This is a genomic window from Leuconostoc sp. LN180020 (assembly GCF_014844115.1).
GTDB lineage: Bacteria > Bacillota > Bacilli > Lactobacillales > Lactobacillaceae > Leuconostoc > Leuconostoc citreum.
Genome location: NZ_CP039736.1, coordinates 515,311 through 529,046, shown reverse-complemented (window position 1 = coordinate 529,046; position 13,736 = coordinate 515,311). Strand labels below are relative to the sequence as shown.

Here is a 13,736-nt window from a genome sequence, read left to right as displayed (position 1 = left end):
AGGATTTATGCAAACGGATTTAACAGATAAATCGCGTGTTTTGAGTGAAAAATGGTTATTAATTGGGACAATGCTATCTAGCTCGGGCAACTCGATGATATGGCCAGTGATGACATTATATATGACTGGCACGCTACACCAAAGTTTTACGACGGCCGGGATTGTGTTGATGATTGGTGCTCTGATGGGGATGATTGGGGCCTTTATCGGAGGGAAACTATTTGATCGCTGGCACCCGTATAAAGCGATGGTTCTGACCAGCCTCGTGACATTGGTATCAGTGACAAGTCTGATTTTCTGGAATAGCTGGCCAGTTTTTGCCATACTTGTATGGTTAGCTAACCTAAGTATGGGTGTTGAACAAACACTGGTTAATGCTTTTGCTACAATTATTCCTGGTCATAAGGCACGCGTCGTTTTTAATAACCTATACATTGTATTAAATATCGGGGTTGTTATCGGCACTTTGGCGGTGGGTTATCTCTTTGATTTGGGATTTAGTCTTTTAATGAGTATATCTGCTAGCATTTACGCGGTATTAGCAGTGATTGTTATTACCAAGTTCAATGTGAATTTATCAGCCAGAAAAAAAGTTGTGACTGATGTGACAGAAATGGCCACAACAACAGCAAAGTTCAAGGTGACGTTCTTACTAGCAGTAATAGGTGCGTTATTGTTTATTACTTACTTATCCTATATGTTATGGGAAACGGTCATGGCGCCACATATGAAAATGATTGGTATGCCGACACGTAATTACGCTGATTTGTGGATGATTAATGGTGTTACAATTATTATTTTTCAAAAATTTGTTTCCAATTGGGCTAATAAACACCCTTATCATGTGTCGGTCATTATCGGTAGCGTTATTTTTGCTAGTAGCTTTTTCTTTTTAATTTTTGTGCGAGAATTTTGGCAAATGGTTATTGTTTTTGAATTGCTAACCGTGGGGGAAATGCTGCAAAGTCCACAAGTACCAGCTTGGGTAGCGCAAATCACACCGCCAGCCGTTGCTGGCCAAGCACAAGGTTTTGTCACGATGATGATCAGTTTTGGACGTGTTGTGGGACCGATATATTCAGGCCTGATGATGGATAAAGGGTGGATGAATAGTCTCTTTTTGTCAGTATTTATTGCTATGATGCTTGTCACAGGGTTTTTGTTGTTTATGGTTAGGCGACCGGTTGACAAGCACTCGGCAACATAGTACACTATGCTTACTTGAAATTAGCACTTTTTGAGTAGGATAAACATTCGGCGTCAAGAGAAGCAGTGGTTGGTGAAAACTGCACAGGTGTTATCATCCGAAATACAGCTATCGATTTAAGCGTGGCAGCACCATGTTATCAAATGCCAAAGTGATGCGTTTTTTAACGCGTAAGCTGGGTGGTACCACGGATTTTTTAATTGTCGATTCGTCCCTTCTGTCATTATGACAGCGGGGACTTTTTTTATTATAAAAAACATCAGGTAACTGGTGACGACAGGAGAAAATAATGACAAATAAGTTAGGAACAAAATTGTCTGTTATATTGTTGTTGGCGACGGTAGTGATTTTAGCCACGGGTGTAATTGGCTTTGGCCTCATGCCAATAGCGCCGATATTAGTGGTTGTTGGCATGATTATGATTGTTGCTAGAACACAGGGGGTGTCATGGCGTGATAGTCAACAGGCATTAATTAAAGGCATTGAATCAGGTTTAACACCACTTTTTCTATTTTTACTGATTGGTGCCTTGATCGCATTGTGGTTGGCTACAGGTGTAATTCCAACTATGATTTGGGTAGGCTTTAAGTTATTAACACCAACTTTCTTTTTACCCACGGCGTTTCTGACCACGTCAATTGTTGGTGCTTTGATTGGTAGTGCTTTTACAACGTTATCAACAGTTGGCGTATCACTCATGGGTGTTGGCACATTGATGGGGATGAATCCGGCGCTAGTTGCGGGCATTGTCTTATCAGGTGCTATCTTTGGTGATAAGAGCTCGCCACTATCGGATTCAACAAATTTAGCTAGTGCTATTTCTGAGACGGATTTATTTGCGCATATCAAGAATTTGATGTGGACAACAGTACCTGCTTGGGGACTCACATTTTTGGTGAGTGTTGTACTGAGTTTTGGACATCACACAACAGCCCATGCGACACAAAAAATTGCAGCATTATTACCGTTACTGCAACCGACTTTGTGGGCTGTCGTACCACTTGGCTTACTAGTTATCACAGCGTGGTTCAAAATTCCCGCTATACCAGCATTGATGTTAAATATCATCGTTTCAAGTGCGGCTTTCCTGACGCAGCATAGTATTACGGTATGGGCTAATTTATTAGTAAAAGGATTCAAAACAACTAGTCATAACCCAACACTTATGGCATTACTCAATCGCGGCGGTATGTCTGCCATGATGGACACGATTATGATGATTATGCTGGCCTTAGCGTTGGGTGGTTTACTGAGTGGACTTGGTATATTAAATACTGTCATGGCACCGATTGTGGCACATTTACGTAGTCAACGTGCCATTGTGTTAGCGACACTATTAACAGGCATTAGCGCCAATTTCTTAGTCGGAGAACAATACTTGTCAACTATTTTGCCAGGACAATTGTTTAAAGAGAGTTTCAAAACAGTTAAACTTTCACCATTGGCTTTGGGTCGCACAATTGAAGATTCAGGCACGGTAATGAATTATCTTGTGCCATGGGGTGTAGCAGGTGCTTTCGCCGCACAAACGCTAGGTGTACCTGTTGTACAGTTTGCCCCATACACACTCTTTGCTTTACTCTCACCTATTATGTCTATTTTGTCAGCAATAACAGGTATCGGCTTAAAACAACGTGAATTGTAAGTTGTAACAGCAAGTGAAATGACTGCAGCATACTAAAAAAATCAGGCAGTCACGTTGGTGTCACGACGGCAATCAAATGGCATACAAAAAGCCCACCTCATTTGGATTACTCTAAATCAGGTGGGCTTTTGCTAGGGCATGAATACAGTTACTTCATTAAAATAAGATACGAATTAAAATCACTGCTAAAATCACTTGGACTAGACCAGTGACCAAACCATAAGTCAAGAATTTACCACCGGCTTTTTTGATAGTATTAATTTTCAAGTTCAATCCAATACCAGCTAGGTTCACAATACCAAAGAAACCAGAAATGCTTTTCGCACCAGTTGTCAAAACATGGGGGAGCATCATAAAGCTGTTAGCCAGTAAAAGAACGACAAAGGCAATGATAAACCAGGGGATTTTAATCCCTTTCGGTGCAACAACAGTGGTATCAGTTTGTTGCTTTTGTGCCATTTTTGAGAAAACGATGACGACAATCGTGAGCAAAATAACGCGTAGCATCTTAAATAGCGTGGCATAGGTCACAACAGTTGGATTGATCAATGCGGCTGTACCAACAACTTGACCAACAGACTGCACGACACCACCAACTAATGCACCAAGCAGAATGTTGTGCTGGCCAACAAGATAGGGACCAACTGCCGGTAGTAGCAACAAGAGCACAACACCGGTAATGCTGACAGTGGCAACTGTTGTACGACGTTGATCGTCGGTTGCGCCAATCGCTGGGGCTACCGAAGCAATGGCACTGGAGCCACAGACGGCATTACCAGCGCCCATAAGCATGGCAGCTTTAGGTGAGACTTTGAATAATCGACCACCTAGCCACAAAACGATTAAAATTGTCAGTGACATTTGTAGCAGAATAAATAAAATACCATGTAGCTTGAGCTGCTCAATAGTACGCAGTGTCACAGTGAGGCCCATGAGGGCGATACCGATTTCAATGGGGTATTTTTCGGCCCACTTCATACCTGGGGCGAAACCGGCTTGTTTTAACAGTGTATTACCTAAGACAATGCCTAGTAACATTGCGATACCTTCGGCGCCTAAAAAGGGCAACCATTGTGCTAAAAATTTTGAGATCACAGATAATATGAGTGTCATAATGATACCCGATATCATGTTAGATTTAATTCTCATGACTCTTCCCTCCGATGTGTGTGCCAAGCACAACAACTTTTAATATGATTAATGCTACCGCGCTATTTGCTATTTGTAAAATAAATATTTATAATGTGTTTAATTAATAAATGTAATAGGTGAGAACATGTTTAAATTACTTCAAACTTTTGTGGCAGTTTATGAGACGCGTTCTTTTTCAAAAGCAGCAGCGCAACGTTTTATTTCTCAACCAACTGTTAGTGTGCATATTCAACAATTAGAAAAAGAATTAGGAGCTCAACTGTTTCATCGTAACGGTCGGACAGAATTTACACCAACGCAAAATGGTCGGTTACTCTACCAAAAGGCGCGACATTTACTTGATGAATGGCAAACGGTGACAGATAGTGTTGGACGCGATGAAAGACTGAATATTAGTATTGGTGTATCGCAAACATCAGCGACAGTTCTTTTACCAAAATTGTTTGCACAGATGCGTTCTGAGCAGCTTGATAGTGTTGATGTGACGATTGAAATGCATAATTCAGAAGAAATTCTGGCCGGCGTTTTAAATCATCGTTTTGATTTTGGTATGATTGAAAAACCCATTACCCATGATTACATTTTGCGTGATGAGGTAGCTGTCGATCAATTGGTATTAGCTGGTAATCTAACAGATCAACGTTGGCTTGTGCGTGAAAAAGGCTCGGGTGTGTATCATTACACACAGCAATATTTTAAACAAAATAACATTGTGCCACAGCACGCCATGACAATTTCTAATAACGATGTTATTGTCAGAATGTTAGCGCAAAATGTTGGCAAATCGATTGTGAGCATCCAGAGTCTGACACCAGATATTCCTTATCAAGTTTTACCGGAGACATTTAACCGCTCGTTTTATATGATTCGCTTATCACATGAAAATCGTGCGGAATATATGAAGTGGTATAATCAGGTTGTTGAAACAGCACGGCAGTTGCGGGATTAGTTGATTATAGTCATGCTGTGTCAAATCAGCAATAATGGAGAATAAGATGATTCGTGATATGGTTCGCGCCAAACCTTTGAGTTGGCTACTTTTTATTTTGGGCTCAGATATATTAACTGCTTATGTTTTAAACATAGTCCATCAGCAACATTTTAATGTGACACGAGATTATTTGACAATTCTTAAATTAGTGGGCATGGATCTTTTGAGCTTTATTTTTATTATGCTATTTTTAGATTGGTTACATATGAAATTTTTTGCTGGTCAACCCGAAAACTGGTTTGATAAAATCACGCGAATTGGTGGCAATATTCTAGCTGCTTATTTTGGGTGGTTTAGTATTTTGTACCTCATGATGCAAAGTGTCTACATTTTAAGAGGCCAATTTTCAGGATTTCAATGGCTGCAGTTATATATATTAATTGCACTTGCTGGCATAGTTGCTGTCAGTCATTTTTTATTACGCCGAAAAACCACATGGCGTTTCCAATTGAACCCTTTCAAGCGGTAAATATATCTTACAGTAGTACAATGCAGAAAAAACACTTTCTTATTCAGTGAAAGTGTTTTTTCGATACTATGAATATTGTTAATTTGCAAAGTTAATTATCTAAGCATGGTTAATAAGAAGAAATAGGTTTTGCACAAGTGATTAGTTCACTTCTTAAAATAATTAATTTCTTCTGCATATTTACTAACCAAGTTGTCGTGATAGATTTTGGATTGTGGTGTGTTTTTAACATGATGCCACAAAATAGCTGCCACTTTTAACTTATTGGTATATTGTGCTGATACACGACTAGCATAGAAATCTCTAACAAAATTATTCCATTGATAGGTGGACTCTTCGTGTGTTTGGCGACGCACCTGATTCTGTGTATTTTGCGCAACCATATCTGTATATAGTTTCAGCAAGTCGCCAACAGTTAATTGATTATCATGTGTTGTCTCGGCACGTCGCTTGATAATCGCCATTTCTTTCTTGAAGGAAAAGTGAGCCACACCAAAGTAATTGGCAAAAAATTCGCGCGCTTCATTGTTAAACTTAAAACCAGAGCCAACAATTTTGGTTTTAAGTGATAACTGTCCTGTCGCTAATTTTTTGTGAGGTGGTCTTTTGCGAGTAGATTTAATGTGAGTGATTGGTTCACCAGATAGATATAAACGGATATATTGATTGAGTTCAGCCTTGGTGCCGTATGCAGGTAAACCATACTGTTTGCACAGCGATACTAATTCTGTTTTATAGAAGTAATGCGCATTAAATTGCGCTAAAGTAAGTTGTTGATGCATTTCAAACCGCCAATCGATGTTAAAAATAACGCGCTAACGCTGTTTTATTATCAGTAATTATTGTGGTTAAATATTATGGTCGTAAAAGATCCAAGCGATTAGATAAATAAGTAACATCAGATTAAAGCATACCGCAATTAAAATAATCGGGATTAAGCGTAACATCATAATAGAATTAGCAAGTAAATTGGAGAATAATAAAATGGCCAAAGATGCAGCCAAGATATTCGTCATAAAGCGGTAAGTAATTTTAGTAGCATGTTGTGAAATGAGTTGTTCACGTTCATCTTGGCAACTGAATTCTGCTGCTTTAGTATCATAACCATCATGTTGACCAAAAACTTTGCCGTAAACGTAGCGGAGAATAGAAAAAATAATAGACATCAATATGAACAGTAACCATAATCTGTTGAACTTAATCTCGACAAAATAGTTAGTGGTGGATGTATCAATTGTAGAATGTAATACTGTGGTTGCAGTGGCACAAGCTAATAGTGTTGCGAGAATCATATTAACAACTTGCTCAAAAATAATTTTTTTCATGACGAATAGCACCTTTTTATTCCTTTATACTGAAGATAACATTGATATCTAAGTTAAGTATTTTTGATATCTGCAAAGCCAATAACAACGATGGTGTGTAATGCCCATGTTCTAAAGAGTTAATCGTTTTTCGAGAAACATGGGCTAATTGCGCTAATTTTTCTTGTGTTAGGTTAGCTTGCTTACGATAATGCTGAACATGATTAACTATTTCCAAAACAATGACCTCTAAATGTGTAATTAACTTCTCTTTTATACTATCATAAATGAGAAGTCAACAATACGTTTATAACGATTATAGTCATGAGTAGTATTATTTAAGCGCACAATAATAAAAAAACGCGTAGAATTAAAGAATAAATCATAATCGTCATTTAACAGGAGGTGTCATAATGAAACTATATACGGTGCGACATGGGCAGACAATTTTTAATCAATTAGACAAGGTTCAAGGATGGGCTGACACACCCTTGACGGCACAAGGCGAGCATGATGGTAAGGCTGCAGGAGAACGTTTACAAAACGTGCGTTTTGATGCGGCATTGTCGTCAGATACTTCTCGAGCTATGCATACGGCGGAATTTATTTTAGCTGAAAATCAATTCGATACGCCTGAATTAAAGGTTACAGCAGATTGGCGTGAATATTTCTTTGGTAGCTTTGAAGGCGGCGGCAATCATGAGATGTGGGGTGCGGTTGGTGACGCGTTAGGCTTACCAACTGACAATCCAAGCGAAATTGGTCAACATGTCGATATGACAACTATCATGGATACAATCTATCAGTTGGACCCACAACATTTAGGTGAAAATGCCGCAGCTTTTTGGCGGCGCATCGATCAATCACTAGCTACGCTGCAGCAACATTATCCTGCCAATGCTAATCTGTTGTTGGTCACACATGGTCAATTAATTGGCAATCTTGCGCAACATTATGGCAAACTACAGACGGCCTCACGCCCTAAAAATGGTGCAGTAGCTGTGTTTGATTTAGATGAACATGGTCAATTACATGTCTCTAATTTTAATGATGTCACGACAGTGTTTTAAGTAAGCATGAGGTAAGCCAATGGCTTATAATGGAATTATGCAAAAACCGCGTGAAATTTTAAAAGAAGTATTTGGGTACGATGATTTTCGTACAGGACAATTAGATATTATAGAAAAAGTGCTGGCACACAAGCATGCATTAGCAATTATGCCAACGGGTGGGGGAAAATCAATTACCTACCAATTACCAGCGTTGATGTTTGAAGGTATTACTTTAGTAATTTCGCCGTTGATTTCATTAATGAAAGATCAAGTTGACGGTTTGAATGCGATGGGAATAGACGCAACATTTTTAAATTCCACGTTACCTGGTTCAGAGCAAGCGCAGCGTATGTCAGATATTCGTGCTGGTCTTTATAAAATGTTGTATGTGTCACCAGAACGCTTGGAAATCCCGAGCTTTTTTGGGTTTATCCAGCAATTACCCATTGAATTGATAGCCATTGATGAAGCCCATGTTATGTCACAGTGGGGACATGATTTTCGGCCGAGCTATTTGAACATACTGCCATTACTGTCACAAATTTCAGGGCAACCAGCAGTTCTTGGTTTAACAGCAACAGCCACGGAGCGTGTACGTCAGAATTTGCAGCAATTACTGGGCGTAGCGGATGAGGATACTGTACTGACAGGGTTCGCTCGCGACAATTTAGCACTTAAGATTGCGCACCAAGTGGATAAGCGACAGTATGTACAAGACTATTTAAGAGCAAATCAGGGTAAAAGTGGTATTATTTATGCTGCTACGCGTAAGCAAGTGGATGAGTTATATACGTCTCTGAATAAACAGGGAATGAAAGTTGGACGTTATCATGCGGGTTTGCCTGAAAAAGAAAGGCAAGCCATGCAAGAAGCCTTTTTATATGATGAAGTAGAAGTTATGATTGCAACAAATGCCTTTGGCATGGGCATTAATAAACCAGATGTTCGGTTTGTGATTCACTATGCTGTGCCTGGTAATATTGAAGCCTATTATCAGGAAATAGGACGTGCTGGGCGCGATGGTTTACCGTCGGAAGCCTTACTGCTATATGCGCCACAAGACATACATTTGCAAGAGTTCTTCGTCCAAAAATCTGAAGGGACTGAGGCGTATAAACAAAACGAATATAACAAAATTCGTGAAATGAATGCTTTTGCTAATACCGGAACATGTTTACCGCGTTATCTATTAGCATATTTTGGTGAAGTAGTTGCCAAAGATTGTGGGCAATGCTCTAATTGTTTAGATTCTCGTGACATCGTTGATGTAACGACTGATTCACAGCGTGTTTTGGCCAATGTTGTGCGAATGAATCAAAGTTTTGGTAAAACGATGGTTGCCAAGGTGCTAAAGGGATCCCATGATGCAGCTGTGAAAAAGTATGATTATTTAACCACCTTACCCACATATGGTCTCATGAAAGAACGCACAATTAAAGATATCAGTCGGTTTATCGACTATTTAACCGCTGATGGCTACCTGAAAATTGAAGGTGGTGAGTATCCAGTCCTGAAATTAACGGCTATGGGTGTTCGTGTGCTTAAAGGTGAACTTGTGGTCGAAAAACGTGTCAATCGCCAAGTTATTGCACAACGACAAGCGACATCAGCAGCTACCGGTTTGAAAATGTCAGATGCTGATAATCAATTGTTCGCTAAGCTAAAGGCCAAGCGCTTAGAGTTAGCACGAGCGGCAGGCTTACCGCCTTTTTTGATATTCTCGGATAAAACATTGATGAATATGGCCATTTTAAGGCCAAAAACAGATGAAGAATTTTTGTCTATTTCTGGTGTTGGTGAAAAAAAGTATGCTATTTACCATGAGGATTTTGCTGGCGTACTAGCGAGTGATGGAAATGTTTGATTATGAAAACACTTGCTACTAATGATTTTATCTGGTATAGTAGTATCTGTTATGGAGAAGTACTCAAGCGGCTGAAGAGGCGCCCTTGCTAAGGGTGTAGACGTGTTAAAGCGTGCGAGGGTTCGAATCCCTTCTTCTCCATTTAGCATTTCATGGCGTTGCATAAGGTTGCAAAAACCTTGATGCAGCGCCTTTTCTTATGAAAAACGTTGCACTGTATTTCATAGCATTTCACACAAAATGGGAAACTTTTTGGGAAACATTTTAAATAAGCAAGTAAGCAGTGTAACGGCATTTAAGCCGTTTTTTATTTACAAAAGTGGGAAACATTTAGTAAATCATCAGAATGTGGTACATAATCAGCATATATACTAATTTAAATTGTATATATACAGTATAATATTCATAGAATACCAGCTCATTAAAGAGGTAACTATGACAAACCAGTGGACTAATCGTAAAATACTAAGTGAATACTTTACAGGGAGCATAGATGTACAAGTGGACTTTATGGATGAGTACCCAGATAGTGCTAATCAATATAGACGTTACAACGAGCCGTTTATACGTGAAATTAAGCGCGCCTTAGATGTGTTTAGTCTCAAAGCTAACACCTGAGTTAAAAGAGATTTACAGGCTTAAAGACCGCGAAAAAGACCATTTGGAGAGTCTATAATGTAGTAGCACCAACTAGCTATATTGTGGCATTAAATAACGAATTAAATGCCATAGTCAGCAAGATAGAGCGACCACGGGCAAGATTGTATAATGAGTGAGCCGATAAAGTAGTATGAATTCAGTTGTGCTAGAACATCACAAAAATTAATTGCAGGAATAAAAAAATGTAACTAGATGATCAAATTTGATTTGAACATCAAAATTATGTTATAGTAAACGTAATTAAATTTGAACGGTTGGGCGTAAGCTTCAAGAATGGTTAGTCGGGGAACTAGCTGTTTTTGGGGCTTTTTAAATGTTAGGAGAAATAATGGAATATCTATTAATTTTTTTGCTAGTTATAGTTACTGTTGTACTTGGGAAAATAGGCACTTGGTTTGGGTTGTCTGAAGTTGTTGGACAACTATTGTCAGGTATCATTTTAGGAACTAGTTTGTTGAATGTAGTAGAACCAGGCTATTTAATTCACTTGTTTGCTGAGACAGGTATTTTTTTGTTAATGTTAAATTCGGGTCTAGAGTCTGATGTAAAAGAAATGAAAAAATATATTAAGGCCTCTTCGCTTATTGCAATCATGGGAGTGCTATTACCAGTAATTGCTTTCCCGATTGCATTTCTATTGCTTGGATATAATATGCAAACTGCTATATTTGCGGGGGTTGTTTTCTCTGCAACGTCTATTTCAATCACATTAGCTGTACTAGCCGAACAAAAGAAATTAGCGACTTCAATGGGGGCAATTATACTTTCAGCAGCTGTGTTGGATGATATAATTGCTTTGGTTGCTGTGACGTTATTCTCTGTTTTTGTAGGCGGAGGCGCATTAGGGATAAATAGTCTATTGCCCTTATTTGCTTTTGCCTTAGGAATAGTATTGAGAAAATTTAATTTTTCTGATAAGGTAGGTGCTTTAAGTACAAAAATTGGTAATTGGTTTTTCTATCCAGTATTCTTTGGATCTATTGGTCTTGAAGTTGCGATTCAAGGACTAGGGAACAAGCTAACAGCTATTATAATATTTAGTGTGTTGGCTGTTACAACCAAATTTATCGGGTCTTTATGGGGAGCAAGACTTTCAGGTTTAAATGTTAATGTTGCAAACGCAATAGGAGCGGGGATGATTTCTAGAGGTGAGATGGCTCTTGTAATTATTCAAATAGGTATATCATCACAGATTATTAATGATGATACGTCAGCAGAATTTGTTGTTGCCGTAATTGTTTCAACGATACTAGCACCCATAATTATGAAACCATTATTTAAAAAGGTCTGATATACTAATTTACAAGGACCAAGAGTAAAATTAATTGAATGGCATCATCATTTTAAAGACTCTAACACATAACTTTGAGTTTTAATCATTTAAGATATTCTGCATTGCAGTAAAAGCAGTGCTTTTTGTTTGTAATAAAGAAACGTGATGAATGATTGGAAGAAGATTGATTGTTATCAAATTCAAAGAACTAAACAAAAAAATAATTTGAAATTCAATAAGTGATTCGTGAAAATGTAGAAATTTTTGGTTCACATAAAGCAATTACCAATGCCGTTAGGATTTATAGGTATGTTCAATTAGTTGACCAGTTCACTAAAAAAGTATGACATATTACTAAAAAATCAGGTACATATGCCCTTAATATTGGTTTTTATAAAAAAACCCGGGGTTGGGTTGTTGGAGGGGAGCGTCACAAGGTGGCGTCCTGAAATCTTACGAATGCAGAAATCAAAAATTTTTTAAAGGTGATTTTTTCATATAGAATGCTGATATAAAGGCATTTCTAACTAAAAATAGGCGTTTAGGGGTAGCACAAACATTTATGGTTATTAGCATGTTTTGTTGTAAGACATGCTATATGTACATTACAAAAGACGTAAATAGGAACCCGCTGGTTGGGGCTACACTTTATAAGTTTTAAGTTATTAACCCAAAATAGGTTTATTAATATGGATTTATTTAGTATCAGGTATAATTAGTTGTACAACAGTATTTTATAAATTTAAAGGAATAGATTAATGAAAATTTACTTTTTGTGTACAGGAAATTCCTGCCGTAGTCAGATAGCAGAAGGGTTTGCGAAAGATATTATGCCTAAGAACTGGATAATTAAGAGTGCAGGTATTGAACAACATGGATTAAATCAAAGAGCTGTAAGTGTTATGGCAGAAGTGGGAGTTGATATATCTAATCATACGTCCGATTTAATTGATAACGATTTTTTATTTAACTGTGACTATATTATTACGTTGTGTGGAGATGCCAATGATAAATGCCCTGTTACTCCAGCCAATATTAAAAGGTTGCATTGGCCGTTAACTGACCCGGCTAGCACCACAGGAACAGAAGAGGTTATTCAAAATCAGTTTAGAAAGACACGTGATGAAGTTAGGATATTGGTACAGCAATTAAAGATGAATCTTGTTGGATAAACAGTAGACGAGCGCACATTACATTATGGCTTGTCTTTTGGTTTTAAAAAATGTTTACAGAAAAACTAATCAATAAATTAGCCGTTATCAATTACTGCTCAGAAGTCAATAAATTGGACTATTTTTATTCAGTTACTTAGGCAACATTTGAGATACGATTGCGATTATAAAAATTGATATACCAACCAATGGCTGCTTGGACTTGCGTTAATGTTTCGTATGCCTTCAAATACACCTCTTCACGTTTCAATATTGAATGAAATGCTTCCATACGGCCATTATCGTATGGATGTCCTTTGAGTGAATATGAATGTTTCAAGCCATAATTTTGACATTTAATATTAAATTCAGCACTCGTGTATTGCGACCCCATATCTGAATGAATAATTAATGGCTTTCGATGCTTATCTAAAGCCATCTGTAAGGCACTTGTGGCTAGCTCGGCTGTCATTGTATCGCCAATTTTATAGCCCAATACTTTTCTCTTCTCAGGATCCAAAACGGTCGCTAAATAGACCCATCTGTGGTTAGTCAACTGAATATAAGTGATATCTGTTTGCCAAACACCGCTCAAATCATGCAAGTGTCTAATCAAATTGGGCTTTTGATCAACAGTCACCACAGTTTTTGGCTTGCGATAACGTTTTTGCATGCGGGATTTAATCCCTAATTCACGCATCAATTTGAGTGTCATATACTCAGATACTTTCGGCCCGTCGGTTTGTTGACTATAAGCAGCAATACGGCGATAACCATAAAATTTAAAGGTTTTCCAAACGTCTAAAATATAAGGTTTTAGAGATTCTCTACGCTTTTCTTGTCGACTGGGCTGCCAATGGCGCCAGTTGTAATAGGTACTAGGTTTGATTTTAAGTGCACTTAAAATACGCACAAGCGCGTAGCCTTGTGCTAAAAATTGGTTAACGAGCGGCAATCCCACATTACGG

The 13,736-nt window shown here is 38.2% G+C and carries 14 protein-coding genes and 1 tRNA gene; 10 read left to right on the top strand and 5 right to left on the bottom strand.

Annotated elements, in window-relative coordinates; genetic code table 11:
- Positions 1-7 precede the first annotated feature (7 nt).
- Positions 8-1,207: an MFS transporter gene (locus FAZ25_RS02715; protein WP_100666234.1), complete on the top strand. Its 1,200-nt coding sequence runs from the start codon at positions 8-10 to the stop codon at positions 1,205-1,207.
- A 289-nt stretch (positions 1,208-1,496) separates the two neighbouring features.
- Positions 1,497-2,852: a Na+/H+ antiporter NhaC family protein gene (locus tag FAZ25_RS02710; RefSeq protein ID WP_100665110.1), complete on the top strand. Its 1,356-nt coding sequence runs from the start codon at positions 1,497-1,499 to the stop codon at positions 2,850-2,852.
- 156 nt (positions 2,853-3,008) lie between these two features.
- Here the strand turns inward: FAZ25_RS02710 and FAZ25_RS02705 are convergent, their stop codons facing one another.
- Positions 3,009-4,001 carry a YeiH family protein gene (locus FAZ25_RS02705; protein ID WP_004905085.1) on the bottom strand — a complete coding sequence of 331 codons (993 nt, stop codon included), beginning with the start codon at positions 3,999-4,001 and terminating at the stop codon, positions 3,009-3,011.
- 127 nt (positions 4,002-4,128) lie between these two features.
- Between FAZ25_RS02705 and FAZ25_RS02700 the strand changes: the two genes are divergently transcribed.
- Together FAZ25_RS02700 and FAZ25_RS02695 are read left to right on the top strand one after the other, a co-directional pair.
- A complete protein-coding gene (locus tag FAZ25_RS02700) occupies positions 4,129-4,953 on the top strand; it encodes a LysR family transcriptional regulator (protein ID WP_004905084.1) in 825 nt (274 codons plus the stop codon).
- Between the two features lie 46 nt (positions 4,954-4,999).
- The gene (locus FAZ25_RS02695; RefSeq protein ID WP_100665111.1) at positions 5,000-5,464 is read left to right on the top strand and encodes a Tellurite resistance protein; all 465 of its coding nucleotides are present in this window, start codon (positions 5,000-5,002) and stop codon (positions 5,462-5,464) included.
- Between the two features lie 146 nt (positions 5,465-5,610).
- On the opposite strand, the gene FAZ25_RS02690 is transcribed toward FAZ25_RS02695, so the two are convergent.
- The 3 genes from FAZ25_RS02690 to FAZ25_RS02680 all read right to left on the bottom strand — a co-directional run bounded on the left by FAZ25_RS02690 (position 5,611) and on the right by FAZ25_RS02680 (position 7,006).
- Positions 5,611-6,246, bottom strand: coding sequence for an SAP domain-containing protein (locus FAZ25_RS02690; protein ID WP_040189696.1), 636 nt, complete (start codon positions 6,244-6,246; stop codon positions 5,611-5,613).
- Positions 6,247-6,312: 66 nt separating this feature from the next.
- Complete coding sequence (locus FAZ25_RS02685) at positions 6,313-6,789, bottom strand: hypothetical protein (protein ID WP_100665112.1); 477 nt, start codon at positions 6,787-6,789, stop codon at positions 6,313-6,315.
- Positions 6,790-6,805: 16 nt separating this feature from the next.
- Entirely contained in the window at positions 6,806-7,006 is a 201-nt protein-coding gene (locus tag FAZ25_RS02680; protein WP_004902421.1) for a helix-turn-helix transcriptional regulator, read from the bottom strand.
- A gap of 175 nt (positions 7,007-7,181) precedes the next feature.
- Between FAZ25_RS02680 and FAZ25_RS02675 the strand changes: the two genes are divergently transcribed.
- The 6 genes from FAZ25_RS02675 to arsC all read left to right on the top strand — a co-directional run bounded on the left by FAZ25_RS02675 (position 7,182) and on the right by arsC (position 12,789).
- Positions 7,182-7,838 (top strand): histidine phosphatase family protein, encoded by a 657-nt coding sequence (locus tag FAZ25_RS02675; protein ID WP_099044819.1) that lies wholly within the window; start codon positions 7,182-7,184, stop codon positions 7,836-7,838.
- Between the two features lie 19 nt (positions 7,839-7,857).
- On the top strand, positions 7,858-9,684 hold the full coding sequence (recQ, locus tag FAZ25_RS02670) for a DNA helicase RecQ (RefSeq protein WP_100665113.1): 1,827 nt from the start codon (positions 7,858-7,860) through the stop codon (positions 9,682-9,684).
- 53 nt (positions 9,685-9,737) lie between these two features.
- Positions 9,738-9,825, top strand: a tRNA-Ser gene (locus tag FAZ25_RS02665).
- Positions 9,826-10,119: 294 nt separating this feature from the next.
- Positions 10,120-10,302, top strand: a complete 183-nt coding sequence (locus tag FAZ25_RS09610; RefSeq protein ID WP_004908259.1) for a hypothetical protein — start codon at positions 10,120-10,122, stop codon at positions 10,300-10,302.
- 370 nt (positions 10,303-10,672) lie between these two features.
- Positions 10,673-11,635: a cation:proton antiporter gene (locus FAZ25_RS02655; protein ID WP_004908255.1), complete on the top strand. Its 963-nt coding sequence runs from the start codon at positions 10,673-10,675 to the stop codon at positions 11,633-11,635.
- Between the two features lie 740 nt (positions 11,636-12,375).
- Positions 12,376-12,789 carry an arsenate reductase (thioredoxin) gene (gene arsC, locus FAZ25_RS02650; RefSeq protein ID WP_004908253.1) on the top strand — a complete coding sequence of 138 codons (414 nt, stop codon included), beginning with the start codon at positions 12,376-12,378 and terminating at the stop codon, positions 12,787-12,789.
- 136 nt (positions 12,790-12,925) lie between these two features.
- On the opposite strand, the gene FAZ25_RS02645 is transcribed toward arsC, so the two are convergent.
- Complete coding sequence (locus tag FAZ25_RS02645; protein WP_157798163.1) at positions 12,926-13,729, bottom strand: IS3 family transposase; 804 nt, start codon at positions 13,727-13,729, stop codon at positions 12,926-12,928.
- Positions 13,730-13,736: the final 7 nt, after the last annotated feature.

Bases quoted from the DNA above. Each gene is read 5' to 3' on its own strand.
- FAZ25_RS02715 (WP_100666234.1), top strand. From the start codon at position 8: ATGCAAACGGATTTAACAGATAAATCGCGTGTTTTGAGTGAAAAATGG.
- FAZ25_RS02710 (WP_100665110.1), top strand. From the start codon at position 1,497: ATGACAAATAAGTTAGGAACAAAATTGTCTGTTATATTGTTGTTGGCG.
- FAZ25_RS02705 (WP_004905085.1), bottom strand. From the start codon at position 4,001: ATGAGAATTAAATCTAACATGATATCGGGTATCATTATGACACTCATA.
- FAZ25_RS02700 (WP_004905084.1), top strand. From the start codon at position 4,129: ATGTTTAAATTACTTCAAACTTTTGTGGCAGTTTATGAGACGCGTTCT.
- FAZ25_RS02695 (WP_100665111.1), top strand. From the start codon at position 5,000: ATGATTCGTGATATGGTTCGCGCCAAACCTTTGAGTTGGCTACTTTTT.
- FAZ25_RS02690 (WP_040189696.1), bottom strand. From the start codon at position 6,246: ATGCATCAACAACTTACTTTAGCGCAATTTAATGCGCATTACTTCTAT.
- FAZ25_RS02685 (WP_100665112.1), bottom strand. From the start codon at position 6,789: ATGAAAAAAATTATTTTTGAGCAAGTTGTTAATATGATTCTCGCAACA.
- FAZ25_RS02675 (WP_099044819.1), top strand. From the start codon at position 7,182: ATGAAACTATATACGGTGCGACATGGGCAGACAATTTTTAATCAATTA.
- recQ (WP_100665113.1), top strand. From the start codon at position 7,858: ATGGCTTATAATGGAATTATGCAAAAACCGCGTGAAATTTTAAAAGAA.
- FAZ25_RS09610 (WP_004908259.1), top strand. From the start codon at position 10,120: ATGACAAACCAGTGGACTAATCGTAAAATACTAAGTGAATACTTTACA.
- FAZ25_RS02655 (WP_004908255.1), top strand. From the start codon at position 10,673: ATGGAATATCTATTAATTTTTTTGCTAGTTATAGTTACTGTTGTACTT.
- arsC (WP_004908253.1), top strand. From the start codon at position 12,376: ATGAAAATTTACTTTTTGTGTACAGGAAATTCCTGCCGTAGTCAGATA.